Origin of the sequence: Reyranella soli (assembly GCF_007992495.1) — a bacterium.
GTDB lineage: Bacteria > Pseudomonadota > Alphaproteobacteria > Reyranellales > Reyranellaceae > Reyranella > Reyranella soli.
This window is the reverse complement of record NZ_BKAJ01000172.1, coordinates 1-23,037: the sequence shown is the minus strand read 5'-3', so window position 1 is coordinate 23,037 and position 23,037 is coordinate 1. Positions and strand designations below refer to the sequence as shown.

Here is a 23,037-nt window from a genome sequence, read left to right as displayed (position 1 = left end):
GAAATGCAGAAATTCTCGAGCGAAGGCGACGGCAGTGCATGCACTGCGGATGGCTCCTGCGTCGAGAGGCGAGCCCGTTCCTGTGCGCTGGAAACGTCGTGTGTCTAAAGGCCGAGTACGTCCTTCATTCCATAGAGTCCCGGCCTCTTGCCGGCCAGCCATTGCGCCGCGCGGATGGCGCCCGCCGCATAGGTCTCGCGGCTGAACGAGCGATGGCTGAGCTCCAGCCGTTCGCCGGCGGCGGCGAACATCACCGTGTGCACGCCGACCTCCTCGCCGCCGCGCAGGGTGGCGAAGCCGATCTCGCCCGACGGGCGCGCGCCGGTATGGCCGTCGCGGCTCTTGCGCCAGACATCCTCCAGCTTGACCTGGCGGCCGGCGGCGGCGGCGCGACCCAGCGCCAGCGCCGTTCCTGACGGCGCATCGATTTTGTGGCGATGGTGCATCTCCAGCACTTCGATGTCGTAGCTCGGATCGAGCATCGAGGCTGTCTTCTCGACCAGAGCCAGCAGGATGTTGACGCCCAGCGCCATGTTGGCGGCCCACATGATCGGCACCTTCGTGGCCGCCTCGTGGATCAGCGCGGTCTGCGCGGGATCGAGGCCGGTCGTGCCGATCACCATGGCGACGCCCTTCTCGGCAGCGATCCTGGCATGGGCGACGGTGGCGGCGGGCACAGTGAAGTCGATCACCGTGTTGGCGGCGGCGATGGCCGCGGCGCTGTCGCCGGTGATCTTCACGCCGCACGGTTCGAGACCGGCGACTTCGCCTGCGTCGCGGCCGATGGCGTTGCTGTTGGGCGATTCGCTGGCGCCGGCCAGGCTCATGCCTTCGGTGGCTGCGATGCGGCGGACCAGCATCTGGCCCATGCGCCCGGCGGCGCCGACAACGGCGATCTTCATGGCGTTCCCCCTGACTTGATTGGGCTAGATTAGCCGACTCATCGGGAGCCGAATATGCTGTTCATGGTTATCGAAAAGTTCAGGAATCAGAATGGAAAGGCTGTCTATCGCAAGCTGCGCGATGCCGGCCGCGGCCTGCCCGACGGGCTGAAATTCGTGTCGAGCTACGTCAGCGCCGATCTCGGCCGCTGCTTCCAGCTCATGGAGACCGACGACATCACCCTGTTCCAACGCTGGATCGCCGACTGGCAGGAGGTCGTCGAGTTCGAGGTCGTGCCGGTGGTCGAAGGCAAGACCACACGCGAGGCGCTGACGCCGATGCTTTGATGGGAGCGCGGGCCAGAGGCCCGCGCTCCCGTTCACTTCCAGGGATCCGCAACCTTCGGCCAGAACGGCGTCTTGCGCTTGGTGTAGGGCAGCCGCGTGACGTCGGGATCGGCGGCGCCCGGCGAGGCGACGTAGAGGATCTCCTTCGCGAGGCCAACGAAGCCGTTATAGAAGTGCTGCGCCGACTTCACGACGACCACGCGGTAGTCGGCCGGATCGGCGCCGACCGCCTTGAAGGCGTCGGCGTGGAAGGTCTGGGTGCGCAGCGTGCAGATCGCCACGTCGACATGCTCGGATGACAGCAGCGCCATGTCGCCCAACGGCACCATCACCGGCCCATAGGGCTGGCGCACGCCGCGGGCGATCTTCTTCACCGTGACGTCGAGATCGACCGGATCGCCGCTCACCGCGCCCGACTTGCCGCCCAGCCGCATGCGGATCTTGGCACCCTCGCCCGCCTCCTCGGCGATGCGGAAGGCCATCGGATCCCACATCACGCCGAACAGCGCCGGGCCGATCTGCCGGTCGACCAGCGCGCGCAGCACGAAGGTCGAATCGCCCGGCGCGCCCGAGCCCGGATTGTCGGCGCGGTCGGCCAGCACCAAGGGTCCCTGGTTGTGCGAGGCCGCGCGCTCCATCGCTTCGCCGACCGACAGGTACCTGGTGGCATAGCGCTCGCGGTTGTCCCACAGCTCCTGGCCGAGCTGCTTGGCGAGCTTTTCCGCTTTCGCCTTGTCGCCGTCGGCGACCACCAGCGTGCGGGTGCCGACATCCTCGACGTCGGCGAACGAGAAGCCGTGGCTCAGCGACACCGACAGGATGCCGTCCTTGCCCTCGAGCGACTTCATGCGGGTGACGAATTCGCTGATCGGCGGCACCGACGTCCGGTACTGGGCGATCATGCGGCAGTCGTGGCGCGCCATCACCGGCTTCACCTTGCCCTCGACCGCATCGGCGATGATGGCGAACAACTCGGCCGCGCGCTCCATCGTGTCGGTGTGCGGGTATTCCTTGTAGCCGATCAGCACGTCGGCGCTGTCGAGCATCAGCGCGCTGAGATGGCAGTGCAGATCGAACTCCGCACCGATCGCCACCTTCGGGCCGACGATGGCTCGCACCTTCGCCAGAAGGTCGCCTTCGCAGTCGTCGTAGCCGTCGGCGACCATGGCGCCGTGCACGTTGATCAGTACGCCGTCGATCGGCAGCGCCGCCTTGATGCCGGCCAGGATCTCGTCGCGGAAGCCTTCGTAGACGGAGCGCACCGTGGTGCCGGACGGCGCGGCGAAGGTCGCCAGGCCCTCGATCACCGTCCAGCCGCGCTTCTCTGCTTCCCTGCGCCAGACATGCAGCGGCGCGGTGAAGTTGGTGGGTTCATTCTTCGTGGCATCGCCGCGCCACACGCCATGCTCCTCGTAGGCGCGCCGGCCGGTCGGGAAGGGAACGAACTGGTTGGTCTCGGTGCCGAGGGCGGCAATGAAAATACGCTTGGTCACGATCTCTCAATCCCGATGGCACTCAGGCCCGATGGCGATGGCAGCCCACGACATGGTCGTCGACCATGCCCGAGGCCTGCATGAAGGCGTAGCAGATGGTGGAGCCCACGAACTTGAAGCCGGCCTTCTGCAATGCCTTGGACATGGCGTCGCTCTCGGGTGACTTGGCGGGCACGTCCTTGAGGCTCTTCGGCTTGCGCTTGATCGGCTTGCCGCCGACGAAGCTCCACAGGAACTTGGAGAACGAGCCTTCGCGTTCGACGATGGCGAGATAAGCCTTGGCATTGCTGACGCTCGCTTCGATCTTGCCGCGGTGCCGGATGATGCCGGGATCGGCCAAAAGCTTGGCAAGCTTGGCCGGCGTGTACTTCGCGATCTTCTTGGGATCGAAGCCGTCATAGGCCTTGCGATAGTTCTCGCGCTTGCGCAGCACGGTGATCCAGGAGAGGCCGGCTTGGCAGCCCTCCAGTGTCAGGAGCTCGAACAGCGCGTGGTCGTCCTTGAGCGGGCGACCCCATTCGCTGTCATGGTATTTCTCGTAAAGCGGATCGGCGGACGCCCAGCCGCATCGCGGCTTGCCGTCGGTACCTTTCACCGTGCTGGGTCTGGTGGCCATGCGCGGACCCTACCCAAGCGCATCGCCAGACGCCACACTGCCGCCGACGGAGGAAACAGCCATGGCTCAAGTTCCCGCGGACCTGAAGGTCTGCATCTTCGACGTATTCGGCACGGTGGTCGATTGGCGCGGCAGCCTGATCCAGGACTTGCCCGGCCTCGGCAAGAAATATGGCATGGACACCGATTGGACGAGCTTCGCCGACGACTGGCGCGGCCTCTACCAGCCGCAGATGCACCGCGTCCGCAAGGGCGAGCTGCCGTGGACCAACATCGACGAGCTGCACAAGGAAGCCTTCGAGATGCTGCTCACGAAGCGTGGATTGAAGCATCCCGGCGAGGAGGGGAGCTGGGAGTTCACCCGGCTCTGGCACAAGCTCAGGCCGTGGCCCGATTCGGTCGAGGGCATCGGCATGATGAAGAAGAAGTACGTCGTGGCCACGCTCAGCAACGGCAACGTCGCGCTCCTGATCAACATGGCCAAGAACGGCGGCATCCCCTGGGACCACTGCTTCTCGGGCGAGACCTTCAAGCACTACAAGCCCGATCCCGAGTCCTACCTCGGCGTGGTCAAGACCATGTACCTGCAGCCGCACCAGGTGATGCTGTGCGCGGCCCACAACGGCGACCTGAAGGCGGCGCAGAAGTGCGGCCTGTCGACAGGGTTCGTGCTGCGTCCCAAGGAACATGGGCCCAACCAGAAGACCGATCTCAAGGCCGATGGCGAATGGAACGCCGTCGGCGACTCGATGGTCGAGCTCGCCAAGAAGCTGGGTTGTTGAACGACCTCGTCGATCGCATTCCCGAGGACCGTCGCGAGCGCGCGCGCTCGGCGCTGTCGGCGACCTTCGGCCGCTCGCCGGTCACGTCGCTTGAGTCGATCACGGCCGGAGCGTCGGCCTCGAGCTACCGTATCGAGCTTGCCGGCCGCTCCTATCTGCTGCGGCTGGAATCGCCGAAGCGGGATGCCGTCCGCAATCCTCATCGCAGCTATCCCTGCATGCGGGCCGCGGCCGCGGCTGGACTCACCCCTGCCGTGCACCACGCCGATGCAGGGGCGGGCGTGGTGATCGCGGATTTCGTGCAGGAACGGGCGCTCGCCGACTATCCGGGCGGAACGGCCGGCGTAGTGCGCGACCTCGGCAGCCTCATCGCGCGGCTGCAGGAGGTTCCGGCCTTCCCGCCTGTCTTCGACTATCCGTCCATGATCGGACACCTGTTCGGCCAGCTGCTCGAGTCCGGCCTGTTCGTGCCGGGCTTGCTCGACCGCCATCGCGAGGGTTTCGAGCGCATCCGCGCGGCCTATCCCTGGGACGCTACCGCGCTGGTCTCGAGCCACAACGAACTCAACCCTTCGAATCTACTGTTCGATGGCGAGCGGTTGTGGCTCATCGACTGGGAGACGGCCTTTCGCAACGATCCTCTGGTCGATGTGGCGACCCTGACCATGTTCCATGCGGCGACGCCGGAGCTCGAGGGCTTGTTGCTTCGATCATGGCTCGGTCGTGCGCCCGATCACCTGCTGCTGGCCCGCCTCCGTCTGATCCGGATGATGGTGCGCCTGTTCTATGGCTGTGCCGCAAGCCTCAACGCCCTCGGGTCAACGGAGGCGGCGGTGCCGGCGACCGACTTCGATGCGCCGACGCCCGCGCAGTTTCGCGATGAAGTCGCGCAGGGGCGAATGAAAGCTGGCGCGCCGAAGGCCCAGCGCATCGTCGGCAAGATCGCGCTCGCCGGCTTCCTGGCAGGCCTCGCAGCCCCGGAATTCGAGGAGGCTCTCGTCACCGTCCGGCGAGGCTGAATCGTCACACGCCGATCGTCGTCAGGTCCTGGAACCAGTGCTGCGCTTGCACGTACGACTTGATCTTGGGCGACAGCGCGTGCGGGTTGGTGTCGTGCACGACCCAGATCAGCACGGCATCGTCGACGACCTTCTCGTGCACCTTGGCCAGCAGCGCATCCTGCTTGGCGGCATCGAAAGTCGTCAGCGTCTCGTTGATCAGCTTGTCGACATCGGGATTGGAGTAGTAGCTCCAGTTCACGCCGACGGGTGCGGCCTGGTTGGAGGCGAAGAAGCGGGTGATGGCGTAGACCGGATCGGACGTCACGTAGGCGATGTTATTGGCCGTCACGTCCTTGTTCATGTCGGCCTTGGCGCCGGCGCGCCACGCCGTGTAGAGCGCCTCGAGCTCGACCACTTTGAATTCGAGGTCGATGTAGATGTCCTTGAACATCTCCTGGATGGCCTCGTTCATCGGCAGCGACAGCATCTGGCCGGTGCCGCCCGAGGCCACCACGAACTTGGTCTTGAGCGGCTGGCTCTTGCTGAAGCCCGCCTCGCCCATCAGCTTGCGCGCCTCGTCGGGCGCGTACTTCAGCACGAAGCTGGGCTTGCCGAACCACGGGCTGGAGGGATCGACCTGTCCCAGCGCCGGCTTGGCCAGCCCGCCCAGAAGCTTGACGATGGCGTCGCGGTCGATCGCGAGGTTGGCCGCCTTGCGCAGCCGGATGTCGGTCCACGGCGAGCCCGGCAGCAGCGAGGGATGGTAGTTCCAGACGTGCGGCGTCACGTTCTGCTCGATGCGCATGCCGGCCTGCTTCAGCCGCGCCACGGCGTCGGGCGGCGGCGTCTCGATCATATCGACCGAGTTCGTCAGCAGCGCCGCGGTGCGGCTGGAATCCTCGGGCGCGCAGACCAGCACCAGCTTGTCGGCCTTGGCCGGACGCTTGGTGTTCCAGTAGGCCTCGTTCTTCACCAGCTCGGCGCGCTCGCGCGGCACCAGGCGGGCGAGCTTGAACGGCCCGGTGCCCGACGGCTCCGACGCCACCTTGTTCCAGTCCTTGCCGAGCTTCTCCCAGTTGGCCGGGCTCGCGACCAGGAACCACAGCATCTGATAGGGGAAGAGAGCGTCGACGGCCTTGGTCTTGATCTCGACCGTCATGTCGTCGAGCTTCTTGTAGCTCGCGATCGACGGCAGGCGCGGCCGCACCTGCGAGGCTTGGCGCTGATCGAACTGCGCCGAGTCCTTGTTGAACACCTTCTCGAGGTTCCAGACGACGGCATCGGCATTGAGATCCGAACCGTCGTGGAACTTCACGCCCGGCCGGAGCTTGAAGGTCCACAGCGTCTTGTCGGCGTCGTTGACCGTCCATTCGGTGGCGAGGCCGGGGATCAGCTTGCCTGGCCGGTCGGCGACATCCATCTCCCAGGCGACCAGCGGATCGTAGATCGTGTAGCCGGTGAACTGGTAGGCGCCGGCGCCACGGTCGGGCTGGCCGCTGGTGAGCGGGATGTCCGCCATCGAGATGCCGTAGCGGACGAGCTTCTCCTGCGCCGCTGCCGGCAAAGCAAGACCCGACGGCAGCGCGAGCGCGCCCGCGCCGGCCAGGATCGAACGGCGCGAAAGTCGGGTCTTGCGGATCATGAAGGCTCCTGAGGCTAAAGCGTGGGGCGACGCAATCGCCACGGCGTGGCGCGTTCGTAGGCCGCCCCCGCGGCGAAGACGCTGGCCTCGTCGAACGGGCGGCCGGCGAGCTGGAAGGCCAGCGGAAAGCCGTCGCTGCCGAAGCCGCAGCACACCGTCATCGCCGGCTGCCCGGTGACGTTGAACGGCATGCTGAGCGAGGCCTTGCCGAAGAAGTGGAAGATCGCCTGCGGCTCCTCGAACTTCTCCGGTGATCCCCACTGGTTGGGTGCGAGGACCAGATCGTAGCCGCGCATGGCGGCGCGCGTGTCGACCTGCAGCTTGCGCCGGAAGCGTAACGCCGAGAGGTACTGCTCGGCCGTGAGGAACGCGCCGAGCTGGAAGCGACGGCGCGTCGTGTAGCCGAACTTCTCCGGCGTCTCGATCACCTCTTGCCGGTGGATGGCGTGCGCCTCGACCGTGATCACGACGCGGCCGCAGATGTGATAGTCCCAGATGTCGGGGAAGACGACTTCCTCGACGATGGCGCCCTGGTCGCGTAGCACGCGCACGGCTTCGTCCATGCCCTTGGCCATGTCGGCCGTGAGCCCGCTTTCGTACCAGGTGCGGGCGAGCGCGATACGCATGCCCTTGATCGAGCGGTGCGTGGCGGCGCCATAGTCGACCTTGGCCGTCTTGGCCGAGGCCTGGTCGTTGGGATCGTAACCCGCCAGCACCTCGAGCATCAGGGCGTTGTCCTCGACCGTCCAGGCGAGCGGTCCCGCCGTGTCGAAGCTGAAGGACAGCGGGTAGATGCCGCAGCGGCTGACCAGGCCATAGGTCGGCTTGATGCCGGCCGTGCCGCAGAAGCCCGCCGGATTGCGTATCGAGCCGCCGGTGTCGGAACCCATCGCGCCCATGCACAGCGCCGCGGCGACCGCCGCTCCCGAGCCGCTCGACGAGCCGCCGGGCTGATGCTCGGTGTTCCAGGGATTGCGCGCCGACGGGAACGGCTGGTCCGGCGTCATCGCGCCGTTGGCGAACTCATGCGTGGCGAGCTTGCCCAGGATGACCGCGCCGCCGGCCTTCAGACGCCGCACGGTCTCGGCATCGACGGCCGGCACATAGTCGGCGCGCAGGGCCGAATGGCCGGTCGTCAGCACGCCCTCGGTCTCGTAGATGTCTTTTAGCGCGATCGGAATGCCGTGCAGCGGCCCGCGATTGAGGCCCCGGCTCAATTCCATGTCGGCCTGCCTGGCGGCGATCCGCGCGCGCTCGGCCGTGACGGTGATGTAGCTCGCGATCTTGTGATCCACGGCTTCGATGCGCGCCAGGAAGGCTTCCGTGAGCGCAGTCGAGGTGATCTCGCCGCGCGTCATCAGGCTGCCGGCCTCGGCGATGCTGAGCGTCGTCAGCTCGGCTGAAGTGGGCTTACTCATCGGCGCGGAACACGTGCGGCGGTTCGGCGGCCCAGGCCCAATGGGTTGGGATGCGCTCCATCAACTGCAGCAATCCAACATAGCCCTTGTGTAGATGCTCGAGGTCTTCGGCCGTGAGCGGCAGGCCCGTCAGCGCCGCGCGCGCGCGAAACTCCTCGAGCGTTGGTGGTGTCTTGGCGTCCGTCATGTCGCTCCCTTCCGAACTGGAGATGCAAGTGACATGCCGCCTCATTCGGCGTGCAGACGCAAGCCTTGGCTTGGCCCTTGCATGACTTCGGGCCAAGCGCCTGTCCGCAGGCGCCAAACAGTGGAGCCTCGGATGTTCAAGCGCTTTCGCATTGCTGCCATGGGCCTGGGCCTCGTCGCAGCGTCTGCAATGCCTGCCTTCGCGCAAGGCACTCTGCGCATCGGCATGACAGCCGCTGACATTCCGCAGACCACCGGCCAGCCCGACCAGGGCTTCGAAGGCTATCGCTTCGCCGGCTACACGATCTACGACGCGCTGGTGAACTGGGACCTGTCGAAGGCCGACACCATCGCCGACATCAAGCCTGGCCTCGCGACCGAGTGGTCGGCGGTCGAGGGCGAGCCGACCAAGTGGATCTTCAAGCTGCGCCAGGGCGTGAAGTTCCATGACGGCACCGACTTCGATGCCGACGTCGTGGTGTGGAACATCGACAAGATCCTGAACGACAAGTCGCCGCAGTTCGATCCCAAGCAGGCCGCCCAGGCGCGCGGCCGCGTGCCGACGCTGGTCGGCTGGAAAGCCGTCGATAAATACACGGTCGAGCTCACGACGCGCGTCGTGAACTCGCTGTTCCCCTACGACATGTCCTACATCTTCTATTCCAGCCCGACCAACTGGGAGAAGCAGGGCAAGGACTGGGTCAAGGTGGCGCTGCAGCCGGTCGGCACCGGCCCGTTCAAGGTCGACCGCGTCGTGCCGCGTGAGCGCATGGAGCTGTCGCGCTTCGACGGCTATTGGGACAAGGCGCGCGTTCCCAAGCTCGACAAGGTGCTCCTGTTCCCGATGCCGGAAGCGGCGACGCGCACGGCCGCGCTGCTGGCGGGCCAGGTCGACTGGATCGAGGTTCCTGCTCCCGACGCCATCCCGCGCCTCAAGCAGGGCGGCATGGCCATCGTCACCAACAAGTACCCGCACAACTGGGCCTACCAGCCCAGCATGGTCGAAGGCTCGCCGTGGACCGACATCCGCGTGCGCAAGGCGGCCAATCTCGCGGTCGATCGCGCCGGCCTGACCAAGCTGCTGGGCGGCATGATGATGGAGGGCAAGGGCGCGGTGTATCCCGGCCATCCCTGGTTCGGCTCGCCCAGCTTCGACATCAAATACGATCCTGCCGAGGCCAAGAAGCTGCTGGCCGAAGCGGGCTACGGTCCCAACAAGAAGCCCAAGATCAAGATCGCGATCTCGACCTCGGGCTCGGGCCAGATGCTGCCGCTGCCGATGAACGAGTACGTGCAGGAGAACCTGAACGCGGTCGGCTTCGACACCTCGTTCGAGGTCATGGAATGGAACGCGCTGGTGACCTTCGGCTTCCAGCCGGTGACCGGCGAAGCCTCGACCAAGGCCGGCACCAACGGCATCAACATCAGCCGCGCCACGGTCGATCCCTACTCGGCCTTCATGCGCCTCTATCACAGCGACTTCGTGCCGCCGCGTGGCGCCAACTGGGGCCTGCTGAAGGATCCCAAGCTCGACGAGCTGATCAACAAGGCACACACCTCGTTCGACCGCGCCGCCCAGACCAAGGCGCTGGCCGACGTGCATACCTACATCGTCGATCAGGCCTACTGGGTCTGGATTGCGTACGACCTCAACCCGCGCGCCATGAGCCCCAAGGTGCAGGGCTTCGTGCAGGCCCAGAGCTGGTTCCAGGACCTCACGCCCATCACCATGAAATAGCGGCAGGCGGGCAATGCTCCTCTATGCGCTCAGGCGGCTGATCTACCTGGTGCCGGTGGCGTTCGGCGTGTCGCTGCTGGTCTTTGGGCTGGTCCATCTCGCGCCCGGTGATCCGATCTCGGCCATCGTGCCGCCGGACGCACCCAAGGAAGTGATCGACAAGCTCAAGGAGTATTACGGCTTCGACAAGCCGCTGCCGGTGCAATACTTCCGCTGGCTCGCCGTGACGCTCACCGGCGATTTCGGCACCTCGATCGGCACCGGCCGGTCGGTGGCCAGCGAGGTCTCGTCGGCGTTCGGCAACACCATCATTCTCGCCATCGCCGCCACGACCTTGGCCTTCACGCTGGCCGTCATCCTCGGCACGGCGGCGGCCTATGCCAAGTCACGCATCGTCGACCGGCTGGTCACCCTGATCTCGCTGATCGGCGTCAGCGTGCCCCACTTCTGGCTGGCGATCGTGCTGGTGATCATCTTCGCCGTCGAATGGGGCGTGCTGCCGCCCATGGGCATGGGCCCCGAGAACTCGACCGGCTGGCGCCTCGACCGCGCCCATCTCGCCCACATGGTGCTGCCGACCATCGCCCTGTCGGTGATCCCACTCGGCGTCGTCACCCGCACCGTGCGCTCGACGATCAAGGAGACGCTCAGCATGGAGTTCGTGACGGCGTTGCAGGCTAAGGGCCTGAGCGACCGCCAGATCCTCTTTCACGTGCTGAAGAACGCCGCGCCGACCTGCCTTGCCGTCATGGGCCTGCAGGCCGGCAATCTCATCGGCGGCTCGATCCTGATCGAGACGGTGTTCGCCTGGCCGGGCACCGGCTTCCTGCTGAACAGTGCCATCTTCCGCCGCGACCTGCCGATCCTGCAGGGCACGACCCTGGTGCTGGCCGGCTTCTTCATGCTGCTCAACCTCACCGTGGACGTGATCCAGACCATGGTCGATCCGCGCATCAAGCGAGGCTGACGATGGCCATCCAGACTCCCTCGTTCGAGCTCGGCAGCCCGCTGGTCCAGCCGACCGCGGCGTCGGCCTCGCGCGGCTACTGGCAATCGGTGGCCCGCCGCCTGCGTCGCGATCCGGTGACGCTGATCTGCGCCGGCACGCTGATCCTGATCGTCGCCGCGTCGCTGGCGGCGCCGTGGCTCGGGCTCGCCGATCCGTACAAGACGTCGATGATCCGCCGCCTGCTGCCGCTCGGTTCGCCCAACTACCTGCTGGGCACCGACGAGCTCGGTCGCGACATGCTCGCGCGCCTGATCTATGGCGGCCGGCTGTCGCTGTTCATGGGCGTCACGCCCGTCGTCTGCGCCCTGCTGATCGGCGGCCTCTTGGGCATCACGGCAGGCTTCCTCGGCGGGCGCGTGAACATGCTGATCATGCGCGTCATGGACGTCTTCTACGCCTTCCCGTCGGTGCTGCTGGCGATCTCTCTGTCGGGCGCCATGGGCGCGGGCACCGAGAACACGCTGCTGTCGCTGACCCTGGTCTTCATCCCACCGGTCTGCCGCGTCTCGGAGAGCGTCACCACCCAGGTGCGCGGCTTCGATTTCGTCGATGCCGCACGGGCAAGCGGCGCCGGCACGCTCACCATCGTGCGCGTCCACGTGCTGGGCAACGTGCTGGGGCCGATCCTGGTCTACGCCACGTCGTTGATCAGCGTCGCCATCATCCTGGCCGCGGGGCTGAGCTTCCTCGGTCTCGGCGTCAAGCCGCCCGAGCCGGAATGGGGCCTGATGCTGAACACGCTGCGCCAGGCGATCTACGTCAACCCGGTCCTGGCGGCGCTCCCCGGCGTCATGATCTTCATCACCTCGATCTGCTTCAACCTGATGAGCGACGGCCTGCGCGCCGCCATGGATGTGAAGGCCTGACATGGACACGATGATCCCTGTCGATCGCGGCGGCCCAGCCCAGCCCCTTCTGCTGGCGACGGGCCTGCGCAAGCATTTCCCCGTGGGCGGCGGCATCCTGGGCCGCGGTCGCAAGGTCGTTCGTGCCGTCGACGATCTGACGCTGTCGGTGGCCAAGGGCGAGACCCTGGGCGTGGTGGGCGAATCGGGCTGCGGCAAGTCGACGGTGGCGCGGCTCTTGATCCGCCTGATCAAGCCCGACCGCGGCACCATGGTGCTGGACGGCGATCCAGTCGACGAGCCGCACGGCATCACGGTGAACGAGCTGCGCCGCCAGGTGCAGATGGTGTTCCAGGATTCCTACGCCTCGCTCAATCCGCGGCTCACCATCGGCGAGACGCTGGCCTTTGCGCCCAAGGCGCACGGCCTACCGGCCGCCGAGGCACGCGAGCGCGTGCGCGATCTTTTGAGCAAAGTCGGTCTGGATCCCAACAACTACGCCGAACGCTATCCGCACGAGCTGTCGGGCGGCCAGCGCCAGCGCGTCAACATCGCTCGCGCCCTGGCGCTCCGGCCGCGGCTGGTGATCCTCGACGAGGCGGTGTCGGCGCTCGACAAGTCGGTCGAGGCGCAGGTCTTGAACATGCTGGTCGACCTCAAGAGCGAGCTCGGCCTGACCTACGTCTTCATCAGCCACGACCTCAACGTCGTGCAGTATCTCAGCGATCGCGTGCTGGTGATGTATCTCGGCAAGATCGTCGAGCTGGGGCCGGTCGAGGCGATCTACGGCAATCCGCAGCATCCCTACACCCGGGCGCTCTTGTCGGCGCGGCCGTCGATGGATCCGCGCAAGCGCACCAAGGAAGCACCGATCCAGGGTGATCCGCCCAACCCCATCGATCCGCCATCGGGCTGCCGCTTCCGCACCCGCTGTCCCTTCGCCGAAGATGTCTGCGCCAGAGCCGAGCCGGCGCTGTCCGACACCGGCCACCAGTCCGTGGCCTGCCACATGAGCATCGCCGGTTCCGGTCATTCGAAGGCAGTCCGAGGGGGGGCAGCCGCAGCATGAGCGACCTCCTGCAAGTCCGCGACCTGCACGTCACCTTCAAGACGCCGGATCGCACCGTCCACGCCGTGAACGGCGTCAGCTTCGAGCTCAAGCGCGGCGAGACGCTGGGCATTCTGGGCGAATCGGGCTCGGGCAAGAGCGTCACCCTGCGCTCGATCCTGCGGCTCCATCCCGAGCATCGCACGCGCTGGTCGGGCAGCATCCGCATGGAAGGCGACGAGGTGCTGGAGATGGGATCGCGGGCCCTCGCCGACCTGCGCGGGCGGCGGGTCGCCATGATCTTCCAGGAGCCGGCGACGGCCTTCGACCCGGTCTTCACCGTCGGCCAGCAGATCGCCGAGACCATCCGGCGCCACACCGGCAAGAGCGAGACCGACGCTTTCAAGCGCGCCAAGGAACTCTTGGAACTGGTGCGGATTCCCTCGCCGGCCCAGCGCCTGAAAGCCTATCCGCACGAAATGTCGGGCGGCATGCGCCAGCGCGCCATGATCGCGCTGGCGCTGTCGTGCAACCCGAGTCTGTTGCTTGCTGACGAGCCGACCACCGCGCTCGATGCCACCGTGCAGATCCAGGTGCTGCTGCTGATCCGCGAATTGCAGCGCGAGTTCGATCTCGGCGTGATCTTCGTGACACACGACATCGGCGTGGCGGTGGAAGTCTCCGACCGCATCGGCGTCATGTATGCCGGCAAGATCGTCGAGCTGGCGGGTGTCGAGCAGATGGTCGATGCCCCGCAGCATCCCTACAGCCGCGGCCTGCTCGCCTCGACGGTGCATGACGGCATGCGCGGCCAGCGCCTCGAGGCGATCCCCGGCGCGCCGCCCGACCTCGCCGAGGTCCCGACCGGCTGCAGCTTTGCGCCGCGCTGCAAGTTCGTGCGTCCCGATTGCACGACGGCGCCACCGTCGCTGCGGGCGACCGGCGACACACATCTCGTGCGCTGCGTGCTGGCGGCTTAGCCTGCTTCGAGCATGCGGCGGATTTCCGTCGCGAGGAGGCGCTCGTCGCTGTTGAAACTCCTGATCATCGCCGCAAGGAAACGGTCGGGTTCAAGTCGCTCCAATGCGAGCACGTACCCCGCTTGAGCAGCAAGGAGCTCCAGGAAAATCATCTGTGTCCGGCCGTTGCCTTCGCGGAAAGGATGGATGGCATTGAGGGTCGCAAGAAAGTGGGCGGCCATTGGCGCGAAGCTGTGGCGGGACAGTCCTCTCAGTTGCTTTCGTCGCTTCAGATCGGAAAGAGCGCTCTCATTTCGCGCTCGATATGCTCGGGATAGCAAAAAGTGCTTCCGTCCTTGCTTAGGCGCACGGTCCGGAATCTGCACGCCCAGGCATACACATCCTGGAAGAGGTGGTGATGCACTGCCCGATAGTGACGAACGCTAAGGAGACCGCGAGGCAACGGTTCGTCGGCGCGCTGTGCAGTTGAGACGACTTCGAAGCGCGCGAGCATCGCGGCATTTCGAATGCCGGGAATGTTTATGAGAACCGATGTGTCCGAATAGCAATAGGGATCGGCAATCGCGTTGTAGTCGGCGGGCCTAGCGGGCCGAGCCATACTTTTTGCCGATGATCCGGCGCCGGTCTTCGGCCGACAGCCCCTTGCGCTCGAACTCGCGGAAGTCCGCTTCCATGGCGGGCGTCAGGCTAATGCCTTCGATTGCACTGATCTTGGCAAACCGCGCCCTGCCAAGGACGTAGCCCTTGTTAACCCGCTTTGAGGACTTGGAGGCGATGCGTTTCACGAATTCAGTATATCACAGACTAAAGCTTCTCCAGCGCCGCCCTCATGGTCTTGCCCGGCTCGTCGCGCAGCACGACCTCGAAGGGGGCGTCGAAGAACGCCACCACGAGCAGGCAGAAGCTGAAGGCCACGGTGAAGAGTGCGACGGCGACGCGTGAGGCGCGGCGGTTTCCAGGGTGGACCAGGAGAAGGGCGACCTGGGTGAGAAAGCCGAAGATCACGATCGACAGCCACTTGAGCGGCGGAGTCATGTCGCTCGCGACGTAGACGCGATTGTGGGCCGCACCAGGCTGTCGGACGACGGCAGTTGCACCAGCGTCGTCAGCAGATCGCGATAGGCCTTCTCGGTGACGGCATGCTGCTGCTGCATGTGGCGCGAATGGGGCTCCTCATGGCTGGCCGTTTTCTGCCAGACGTCGCCGGCCAGCAGGGCCGCGAACAGTCCGAACAGGATCGAGATGACGGTGAAGTACGGAGCGACGAGGGCCTTGCACTGTTGGATCGGCTTTGCCAGCGGACCTTTCGCCTCGGCGAGGAACAGCAGCAGGCAGAAGAAGACAGGAAGCAGGGCGGCGAGGGCGATCTGTCAAGCAGAGGCGTAGAACGTCACCCGCCGAACATCTCCTTCACCTTGCTGAAGAAACCTTCGGATTCGGGGCTGGTCTTGCCGGCGCGCTCGAATTCCTTGAGCAGCTCTTTCTGCTTGGGCGTGAGGTTGGTCGGCGTCTCGACGTTGATCTCGATGTACATGTCGCCGCGCTGGGCCGAGCGCACGATCGGCATGCCCTTGCCGCGCAGGCGGAACTGGTGGCCGCCCTGGGCGCCGGCCGGAATGTTGATGCGCGCCATCTTGCCGTCGAGAGTCGGCACCTCGATGTTGCCGCCGAGCGTGGCCTGCACCATCGAGATCGGCACCCGGCAATGCACGTCCGCGCCCTCGCGCTCGAAGAGCTGATGGCGCCGCACCGACAGGAAGACGTAGAGGTCACCGGCCGGTCCGCCGCGCGCCCCGGCCTCGCCTTCGCCACTGAGACGGATGCGCGTGCCGTCCTCGACACCGGCGGGAATGTTGACCTTGAGCGTCTTGTCGCGCCGCGTGCGGCCCTGGCCCGCGCAGGCGCGGCACGGCTTGTCGATCACCTGGCCGGCGCCGTGGCAGGAATGGCAGGTGCGCTCGACAGTGAAGAAGCCCTGCTGGACGCGCAGGCGGCCGCGACCGTGACAGGTCGGGCACTGCTGCGGCTTGGAGCCGGGCTCCGCGCCGCTGCCCTTGCAGGTCTCGCAGGCGACCGACGTCGGCACGCGCACCGTGGCCTCGGTGCCGCCGTACGCCTGCTCCAGCGTGATTTCGAGATTGAAGCGCAGGTCCTGGCCGCGCATGTCGGTGCGCCCGCCACGGCCGCGCTGGCCGCCGGCGCCGAACATCTCCTCGAAGATGTCGCCGAACACCGAGCCGAAATCGAAGCCCTGGGCGCCGCCGAACGGCCCGCCGGGTCCACCCGGGCCCATGCCGCCTTCGAAGGCCGCCGGTCCATAGCGGTCGTAAGCGGCGCGCTTCTCGGGATCCTTCAGGACGTCGTAGGCGTGATTGATGCTCTTGAACCGCTTCTCGGCTTCCTTGTCATCCTGATTACGGTCCGGATGATGCTGCATGGCGAGCTTGCGGAACGCCTTCTTGAGGTCGTCAGCGCTCGCCGTCCGGCTGACTCCGAGCAGCTCGTAATAGTCCTGCGACATACGCCCTACGCAGCCCCCACTTGCCGCCTAAAGTTCGGCCTCCCGCTCGCGCGGGAGGCCCCCATTCCTTGCCTTGTTCCAGATCAGCCGGAACCCGTCTTCTTGTTCTTGTCGGTGACGTCCTCGAACTCAGCATCGACAACCTTCTCGTTGCCCGCCTGGTTCGCGGCCCCACCGCCCGGCGCGGCACCGGCACCCGGGCCGGCCCCTGCGCCGGCTTGGGCATCGGCCTGCTGGGCCTTGTACATCGCCTCGCCGAGCTTCATCGCTGCCTGGGCAAGGTCGTTGGTCTTGGCCTTGATGGCCTCGGTGTCCTCGCCGGCGAGCACCGACTTCAGGTCCGCGAGCGCCGTCTCGATCGCCGACTTCTCGGCCGCGCCGACCTTGTCGCCGAACTCCTTGAGGTTCTTGTCCGTCGAATGGACCAGCGCCTCGCCCTGGTTGCGGGCGTCGATCAGCTCGCGCTTCTTCTTGTCTTCCTCGGCGTGCAGTTCGGCATCCTTCACCATCTTCTGGATGTCGGCCTCGCTCAAGCCGCCCGAAGCCTGGATGCGGATCTGCTGCTCCTTGTTGGTGGCCTTGTCCTTGGCCGAGACCTGCACGATGCCGTTGGCGTCGATGTCGAAGGTGACCTCGACTTGCGGCATGCCACGCGGCGCCGGCGGGATGCCCACCAGGTCGAACTGGCCCAGCAGCTTGTTCTGGGCGGCGATCTCGCGCTCGCCCTGGAACACGCGGATGGTCACCGCGGTCTGGTTGTCGTCAGCCGTCGAGAAGGTCTGGCTCTTCTTGGTCGGGATCGTCGTGTTGCGCTCGATCAGGCGAGTGAACACGCCACCCAGCGTCTCGATGCCCAGCGACAGCGGGGTCACGTCGAGCAGCAGGACGTCCTTGACCTCACCCTTCAGCACGGCCGCCTGGACAGCCGCACCGACCGCGACGACTTCGTCGGGGTTGACGTTGCGGGCCGGCTCCTTGCCGAAGAACTGCTTCACGACCTCGATGACCTTGGGCATGCGGGTCATGCCGCCGACCAGGATCACCTCGTCGATCTGACCGGCCTGCAGGCCGGCATCCTTGAGCGCCGCCTTGCACGGCTCCAGCGTGCGCTGGATCAGGTCCTCGACCAGCGACTCGAGCTTGGCGCGCGACAGCTTCAGCACCAGATGCTTGGGGCCGCTCGCATCGGCCGTGATGAAGGGCAGGTTGATCTCGGTCTCCTTGGAATTGGAGAGCTCGATCTTGGCCTTCTCGGCCGCTTCCTTCAGGCGCTGCAGGGCAAGCTTGTCGTTGCGCAGGTCGATGCCCTGCTCCTTCTTGAACTCCTCCGCGAGGTAGGTGATCACGCGCAGGTCGAAGTCCTCGCCACCCAGGAAGGTGTCGCCGTTGGTCGCCTTCACCTCGAACACGCCGTCACCGATCTCGAGCACCGACACGTCGAACGTGCCGCCGCCCAGGTCATAGACCGCGATGGTGCCGGTCTTGCGCTTGTCCATGCCGTAGGCAAGAGCAGCCGCCGTCGGCTCGTTGATGATGCGCAGCACGTCGAGCCCGGCGATGCGGCCGGCATCCTTGGTGGCCTGGCGCTGGGCGTCGTTGAAGTAGGCCGGGACGGTGATGACCGCCTGCTCGACCTTCTCGCCGAGATAGGCCTCGGCGGTCTCCTTCATCTTGCCCAGGATGAACGCCGAGATCTGGCTCGGGCTGTACTGCTGGCCGTTGGCCTCGACCCAGGCGTCGCCGTTGGAGGCCTTGCCGATCTTGAAGGGCACCAGCGACATTTCCTTCGCGACCATCGGGTCGTCGAAGCGGCGCCCGATCAGGCGCTTCACCGAGTACAGGGTTTTCATCGGATTGGTGACGGCCTGGCGCTTGGCGGCCTGACCGACCAGCCGCTCACCGGAGTCGGTGAAAGCGACCATCGAGGGAGTCGTCCGCGCACCCTCGGAATTCTCGATCACCTTGGTGTCGCCGCCTTCCATGACCGCGACGCACGAGTTGGTTGTACCGAGGTCGATACCAATGACTTTTGCCATGACTGCTCTCTCTTCCCTTGGCAGGTCGTCTCGGCCCCGCAGGCACCTCGCCGACCCCCGAATATGTTACCTGCCGGAAAAACCGGGTCAGGACAGGGGCTATATAGGTCCTATCGGCTTGGCTGCAATGACTTGACGGGCCTAAAAGTGACGAATCTGACGCATTCCGGGGCCCTTTTAGGCCCCGGCCACCGATTAGTTCTCGTTGCTGGCGGGCCGGGCCGCCGGGCCGCCCTTGGACACCCCCACCATGGCCGCCCGAAGCAGGCGGCCGGCGATCAGGTAGCCCGGGATCAGCTCCTGGACGACCGTCCCGGCCGGTACCGACGGATCCTCGATCTCCATCATCGCCTGATGGAATTCGGCGTTGAACGGCTTGCCCAGCGCCTCGATGCGGGTGACGCCATGGCGCTCCAGCGCCGACTGCAATTCGCGCTCGGTGGCCTGGACCCCCACGATCACGTTCTTCAGCGCCGGGTCGATCGAGTCGGTATTGCTGGGCAGCGCCGACAGGGCGCGGCCGAGATTGTCGGCGACCGACAGCACGTCCTTGGCAAAGCGCTCGATGCCGAATTTGCGTTCGCGCTCGACGTCCTGCTGGGCGCGGCGGCGCACGTTCTGCGCCTCGGCGAGCGCGCGCAGCAGCTTGTCCTGCAGATCGGCCTTCTCGGCCTGGAGCTGCTGCAGATCGCCTTCCGGCTTGCCGGGAATGTCGATCTGGTCGTCCGGCTCGACCGGCATCTCAGCCGGGGCGCCGCCCGCGGTTGGATCGCTGGCCATACGTTATCCCTATTCTCAGTGGTTTCTTTAAGCGGGCCTTCACTTAGGGACGACGGCGTCCGCGGTCAACCACCTAGGTTGCAACCGCGTCAGACCGCCTCCAGCGGCGCGTGCAGCTTGGTGCCGCGCACGATGATGCCGCCACGGTCGCCGACGGTGACCGTGCCGTAGCGCTGCGCGAACACGTCGGGCAGCGGCCGGGCATCCGACGCCGCCAGCCACAGACGCAGCAGGTGACGGCGGCGCTCCGGCTCGGGCCAGTCCACGAAGCCGGTGCGGTCGTGCAGCATGGTGTGGTTGTGCACGAGCTGCACGTCGCCCGGCTTGAACTCCATGAAGAGATGCAGCGCGGGGTCGTTGGCCAGCGAATCGAACAGGTCGAGCGCCTCGACATGCGCCGGCGTCAGCCTTGGCGCATCGGCAAAGCGCTGGGCGGAGTCGATGTACTGGCGCTGATAGATCGCGGTGAGAAAGCCCTTGTGCCAGTTGAACGTCGGAATCTGGAAGTAGGGCTTCTGGCCTTCCGGCACTTCGCCGCGGCGATCGGTGGCGACCGGCTCGAACAGGAGCTTCAGCAGGTCGGGCCGGCGACGGCGCATCTCGTTGAAGATGGTGGTCGAGCTCACCAGCGCCGACAGGCCGCCGGACTTCGCCGTCTTGAGGCACAGCAGCCCGACAATGTCGCAGGAATCGGTGTGATAGGTCTGCCGCTCGTTGGTCTGGTAGATGCGCACATTGGGATCGTGCACGTCGAGCCCGAGATCCTGCACGTGGCCCAGCACATGGCCCTTGCCGTTCTGCGAGCGCGCGCTGCCGAGATGCGCGCCCAGGCCGAAGAACGCCGTCGCCGCCTCGCGCATCGACCAGCGCTCGACCGGCAGGCCGCGCAGCAGCAGGAAGCCGCGGCCGTTCAACACTTCGTCGCGCACGCGCGCCTTGAGCTTGGGTCCGAGCGTCGGCAGCGGAAAGTCCGCCGATGTGACGGCTGCGATGTCGGCGTCGCGCCGCGCGAGCGCCGTCGCGGCACTTTCGACCTCGGCGATTTCGACGGCGCTGAGTGGCATCAGCCAATCATCGCGCTTGGCGACCTCGGGGCCGTACCAGGCCGCCGCGCCAGTCTGTTCCGGCGGAAGCTCAAACGACATGCTTCAGGTTTCCACGCTCATGTTTCCCAGGGAAAGCGCGGTGCGAACAGATCGACGTCGCTGCTCGACAGTCGCGAGCTTTCGGTGGCGTTGACCAGGGCGGCGCGGATGCCGGGCTCCAGCGCGCTGTGGCCGGCGTCCGGCACGACGACATAGCGCGCCTCGGGCCAGGCACGCGCCAGCGCGTCGGCCGTCACCGGCGGGCAGACGATGTCGTAGCGGCCCTGCACGATGGTGCTGGGCAGATGGCGGATGCGATCGAGATCCGACCACGGCCAGCCCTCCGGCACGAACGTGCCGTTGGCGAAGTAGTGAGCCTCGATGCGCGACAGGGCGAGGGCGAAGCCGCCATGGTCCGATTCGAACGGCGCGCGCGCCGTCGGATAGAGCGTCGAGCAGGCCGCCTCGTAACGGCTCCAGGCGCGCGCCGCCGGACGATGGTTGTCGGGATTGCGATCGGTCAGGCGGCGATAGTAGTTGCCCAGAAGGTCGGCGCGCTCGGCGGCCGGCAGATGCTCGGCGAAGTCGCGCCATGCCTCGGGGAAGATGGCGCGCATGCCGTGGAGGAACCACTCGATCTCCGACCGCGCGCCTAAAAAGATGCCGCGCAGGATGAAGCCGGTGACGCGCTCGGGATGTTTCAGGCCGTAGGCCAGGGCCAGCGTGCTGCCCCACGATCCGCCGAACAGCAGCCACTGGTGGATGCCGAGATGGGTCCTGAGCTTTTCCATGTCGGCCACCAGGTGGCCGGTGGTGTTGTCGTGCAGTTCGCCGAGCGGCATGGAGCGGCCGCAGCCGCGCTGGTCGAACACCACGATGCGGTAGAATTGCGGGTCGAAGAACCGGCGATGCACGGGGGCTGAGCCGGCGCCCGGCCCGCCATGCAGGAACACGACCGGCACGCCCTCCGGATTGCCGCTCTGCTCCCAATAGATTGTGTGTCGCCCGTCGACCGCCAGCATGCCGCTGGCGAAGGGCGAGATTTCCGGGAACAAATCGGAGCGGAGCGGGGTTTCTGAACGCGGCATGTGACTCTCGGACTGAATCACTGCCACAGCGGCGCCCTTTGTTCCAGCCTCACCGCGCGATTGCGACGGCCATGGCCCACCGTCTAAGGTCGTGGCGGGGAGCAGGAGGGTTAGTGGTTTTCCGCCGGTTACTCGTTCTTCTCGCGCTCCTCGCCAGTGCTGCCGCCTGCACGTCAGCCAACGATCCGTCGCAGGCCGCCCAGTCGCGCGCCGGCATCCCGGCCCTGCCGCGCGAGCTCGAGCGCGACGTCGGGGCGGCCTATCCGGACGCAGCGCTGCAGGCCTATGTCGATCGCGTCGGCCAGAAGGTCGTGAGCCAGTCTGCCGTCTCGGGCAACTTCCGCTTCGTCGTGCTCGACCAGCCGCTGGCCAATGCGCACGCTGCGGGCGGCTATGTGATGGTGACGCGCGGGCTGCTCGCCCTGCTCGATGACGAGGCCGAGCTGGCGGCCGCTCTCAGCCACGAGGTCGGCCACGTCGTGCAGCGCCATGCCGCCCAGCGGGCGCGGCAGCGCCAAAGCGTGCTCGATGCCGCCGTCGAGGCCGCAACGTCCACCGGGTCGATCACGGTCGGACGCTCGGTGGCGCGTGACGGCCTGTTGGCGCTGCGCCGCTATTCGCGCGAGCAGGAGCTCGAGGCCGACAAGATCGGCGTCGCCATGCTGGTCAAGGCGGGCTATCGCGGCACCGCCATGGCGAGCCTCATCGACAAACTGCGCCGCCAGGGCCAGCTCGAACTGCAGCTCATGGGCGAAGCGCCCGATTCGATCGATCGGCGCAGCACGACCTCGACCCATCCCGCGCCGGTCGAGCGGCGGCTTGCCCTGCAAGGCGTCGCCGACGCCATGGCGCCCGGCGAGTCCCATCGCGAGGCCTATCTCGCGGCCATCAACGGGATGTCGGTCGACGATCCGCCGCAGGAAGGTTTTGTGCGCGGCAATCGCTTCCTTCATCCGGTGCTGCGGCTCGCCTTCGAGGCGCCGCAAGACTTCCGCCTGTTCAACGACACCGACGGCGTTCTCGGCGTCGGCCGCGACCGTTCCCTGCTGTTCTTCTCCTGCACCGAGGGTCCGACGCAGGGCAGCCTCGCCGACTGGATGCGCAACCGCTTGAAGCCCACGCCCACCGACATCCAGACGACCGAGATCGGCGGCGCCGAGGCGGCGATCGGCGCGCGGCCGCGCGGCTCCGACACCGGGCTCGGCCAGGCGCGCTACGTCCTCATCCGCCACGGCGATCGCGTCTGCTTCTTCAATCTCCTGAGCGACGGCTCCGACCGCGATCAGCGCATCGAAGTGCTGATCAATGCCGCCCGCACCTTCCATAGCCTGTCGGAGGCCGAAGCAGCGGCCTTGCGTCCCTACCGGCTGCGTATCGTGCCGACGGCCGGCACGACCGCAGCGCAGCTCGCCCAGCGCCTGCCCTATCCCGACTACAAGATGGAACGGCTGCTGCTGCTGAACAGCGTCGACAACGGCGCCGAGCTGATGCGGCTGCCGCAGGTGAAGACGATCGAGCCTTAAGTCTTCGTTTTCCGGACC

Annotated in this window: 24 protein-coding genes; 9 read left to right on the top strand and 15 right to left on the bottom strand. The window is 66.5% G+C overall.

Annotated elements, in window-relative coordinates:
- Positions 1–104: 104 nt before the first annotated feature.
- Positions 105–902, bottom strand: coding sequence for a 4-hydroxy-tetrahydrodipicolinate reductase (gene dapB, locus RSO01_RS38825; RefSeq protein ID WP_147155961.1), 798 nt, complete (start codon positions 900–902; stop codon positions 105–107).
- 54 nt (positions 903–956) lie between these two features.
- On the opposite strand from dapB, the gene RSO01_RS38820 reads away from it, so the two are divergent.
- Entirely contained in the window at positions 957–1,229 is a 273-nt protein-coding gene (locus RSO01_RS38820; RefSeq protein WP_147155960.1) for a DUF3303 domain-containing protein, read from the top strand.
- A 32-nt stretch (positions 1,230–1,261) separates the two neighbouring features.
- Here RSO01_RS38820 and RSO01_RS38815 read toward each other — a convergent pair whose 3' ends face one another.
- The gene (locus RSO01_RS38815) at positions 1,262–2,722 is read right to left on the bottom strand and encodes a M81 family metallopeptidase (protein WP_147155959.1); all 1,461 of its coding nucleotides are present in this window, start codon (positions 2,720–2,722) and stop codon (positions 1,262–1,264) included.
- A 22-nt stretch (positions 2,723–2,744) separates the two neighbouring features.
- Complete coding sequence (locus RSO01_RS38810; protein ID WP_147155958.1) at positions 2,745–3,338, bottom strand: DNA-3-methyladenine glycosylase I; 594 nt, start codon at positions 3,336–3,338, stop codon at positions 2,745–2,747.
- A 61-nt stretch (positions 3,339–3,399) separates the two neighbouring features.
- Between RSO01_RS38810 and RSO01_RS38805 the strand changes: the two genes are divergently transcribed.
- Positions 3,400–4,119 carry a haloacid dehalogenase type II gene (locus RSO01_RS38805; protein ID WP_147155957.1) on the top strand — a complete coding sequence of 240 codons (720 nt, stop codon included), beginning with the start codon at positions 3,400–3,402 and terminating at the stop codon, positions 4,117–4,119.
- Positions 4,116–5,138, top strand: a complete 1,023-nt coding sequence (locus RSO01_RS38800) for a phosphotransferase (RefSeq protein WP_170303692.1) — start codon at positions 4,116–4,118, stop codon at positions 5,136–5,138. The genes RSO01_RS38805 and RSO01_RS38800 overlap by 4 nt, the downstream gene beginning before the upstream one ends.
- Before the next feature lie 4 nt (positions 5,139–5,142).
- Here RSO01_RS38800 and RSO01_RS38795 read toward each other — a convergent pair whose 3' ends face one another.
- Genes RSO01_RS38795 through RSO01_RS38785 form a run of 3 tightly spaced genes read right to left on the bottom strand, consistent with a single transcriptional unit; the run spans position 5,143 to position 8,367 of the window.
- The gene (locus RSO01_RS38795) at positions 5,143–6,762 is read right to left on the bottom strand and encodes an ABC transporter substrate-binding protein (protein WP_147155955.1); all 1,620 of its coding nucleotides are present in this window, start codon (positions 6,760–6,762) and stop codon (positions 5,143–5,145) included.
- Positions 6,763–6,776: 14 nt separating this feature from the next.
- Positions 6,777–8,180, bottom strand: coding sequence for an amidase (locus RSO01_RS38790; protein WP_147155954.1), 1,404 nt, complete (start codon positions 8,178–8,180; stop codon positions 6,777–6,779).
- Positions 8,173–8,367: a nuclear transport factor 2 family protein gene (locus tag RSO01_RS38785; protein WP_147155953.1), complete on the bottom strand. Its 195-nt coding sequence runs from the start codon at positions 8,365–8,367 to the stop codon at positions 8,173–8,175. Before RSO01_RS38785 ends, RSO01_RS38790 begins: the two co-directional genes overlap by 8 nt.
- A gap of 132 nt (positions 8,368–8,499) precedes the next feature.
- Here RSO01_RS38785 and RSO01_RS38780 point away from each other — a divergent pair, with 132 nt between their 5' ends.
- From RSO01_RS38780 to RSO01_RS38760, 5 genes are read left to right on the top strand one after another with little or no spacing between them, the layout of a single operon-like run.
- Positions 8,500–10,104, top strand: coding sequence for an ABC transporter substrate-binding protein (locus tag RSO01_RS38780; protein WP_147155952.1), 1,605 nt, complete (start codon positions 8,500–8,502; stop codon positions 10,102–10,104).
- A gap of 13 nt (positions 10,105–10,117) precedes the next feature.
- On the top strand, positions 10,118–11,071 hold the full coding sequence (locus RSO01_RS38775; protein ID WP_147155951.1) for an ABC transporter permease: 954 nt from the start codon (positions 10,118–10,120) through the stop codon (positions 11,069–11,071).
- A 2-nt stretch (positions 11,072–11,073) separates the two neighbouring features.
- Complete coding sequence (locus RSO01_RS38770) at positions 11,074–11,979, top strand: ABC transporter permease (protein WP_147155950.1); 906 nt, start codon at positions 11,074–11,076, stop codon at positions 11,977–11,979.
- 1 nt (position 11,980) lies between these two features.
- A complete protein-coding gene (locus tag RSO01_RS38765) occupies positions 11,981–13,027 on the top strand; it encodes an ABC transporter ATP-binding protein (RefSeq protein ID WP_147155949.1) in 1,047 nt (348 codons plus the stop codon).
- On the top strand, positions 13,024–13,986 hold the full coding sequence (locus tag RSO01_RS38760) for an ABC transporter ATP-binding protein (RefSeq protein ID WP_147155948.1): 963 nt from the start codon (positions 13,024–13,026) through the stop codon (positions 13,984–13,986). The genes RSO01_RS38765 and RSO01_RS38760 overlap by 4 nt, the downstream gene beginning before the upstream one ends.
- Here RSO01_RS38760 and RSO01_RS49795 read toward each other — a convergent pair.
- From RSO01_RS49795 to pip, 9 genes are all read right to left on the bottom strand, one after another.
- Entirely contained in the window at positions 13,983–14,207 is a 225-nt protein-coding gene (locus RSO01_RS49795) for a Fic family protein (protein ID WP_308933112.1), read from the bottom strand. The two genes, RSO01_RS38760 and RSO01_RS49795, sit on opposite strands and share 4 nt — an antisense overlap.
- A 360-nt stretch (positions 14,208–14,567) precedes the next feature.
- Positions 14,568–14,771 (bottom strand): hypothetical protein, encoded by a 204-nt coding sequence (locus RSO01_RS38745; RefSeq protein WP_147155945.1) that lies wholly within the window; start codon positions 14,769–14,771, stop codon positions 14,568–14,570.
- A 19-nt stretch (positions 14,772–14,790) separates the two neighbouring features.
- Positions 14,791–15,021, bottom strand: coding sequence for a hypothetical protein (locus RSO01_RS38740; RefSeq protein WP_147155944.1), 231 nt, complete (start codon positions 15,019–15,021; stop codon positions 14,791–14,793).
- Positions 15,018–15,140 carry a hypothetical protein gene (locus RSO01_RS49620; RefSeq protein WP_281291599.1) on the bottom strand — a complete coding sequence of 41 codons (123 nt, stop codon included), beginning with the start codon at positions 15,138–15,140 and terminating at the stop codon, positions 15,018–15,020. The genes RSO01_RS38740 and RSO01_RS49620 overlap by 4 nt, the downstream gene beginning before the upstream one ends.
- A gap of 236 nt (positions 15,141–15,376) precedes the next feature.
- Entirely contained in the window at positions 15,377–16,507 is a 1,131-nt protein-coding gene (gene dnaJ / locus RSO01_RS38735; RefSeq protein WP_147155943.1) for a molecular chaperone DnaJ, read from the bottom strand.
- Positions 16,508–16,590: 83 nt separating this feature from the next.
- A complete protein-coding gene (dnaK, locus tag RSO01_RS38730; protein ID WP_147155942.1) occupies positions 16,591–18,543 on the bottom strand; it encodes a molecular chaperone DnaK in 1,953 nt (650 codons plus the stop codon).
- 195 nt (positions 18,544–18,738) lie between these two features.
- Positions 18,739–19,323, bottom strand: a complete 585-nt coding sequence (gene grpE, locus RSO01_RS38725; RefSeq protein WP_147155941.1) for a nucleotide exchange factor GrpE — start codon at positions 19,321–19,323, stop codon at positions 18,739–18,741.
- A gap of 89 nt (positions 19,324–19,412) precedes the next feature.
- Positions 19,413–20,468 (bottom strand): TauD/TfdA family dioxygenase, encoded by a 1,056-nt coding sequence (locus tag RSO01_RS38720; protein ID WP_147155940.1) that lies wholly within the window; start codon positions 20,466–20,468, stop codon positions 19,413–19,415.
- Positions 20,469–20,485: 17 nt separating this feature from the next.
- Positions 20,486–21,496: a prolyl aminopeptidase gene (pip, locus tag RSO01_RS38715; protein WP_147155939.1), complete on the bottom strand. Its 1,011-nt coding sequence runs from the start codon at positions 21,494–21,496 to the stop codon at positions 20,486–20,488.
- Positions 21,497–21,609: 113 nt separating this feature from the next.
- On the opposite strand from pip, the gene RSO01_RS38710 reads away from it, so the two are divergent.
- A complete protein-coding gene (locus RSO01_RS38710) occupies positions 21,610–23,019 on the top strand; it encodes a M48 family metalloprotease (RefSeq protein ID WP_170303691.1) in 1,410 nt (469 codons plus the stop codon).
- The last annotated feature ends 18 nt before the right edge of the window (positions 23,020–23,037 follow it).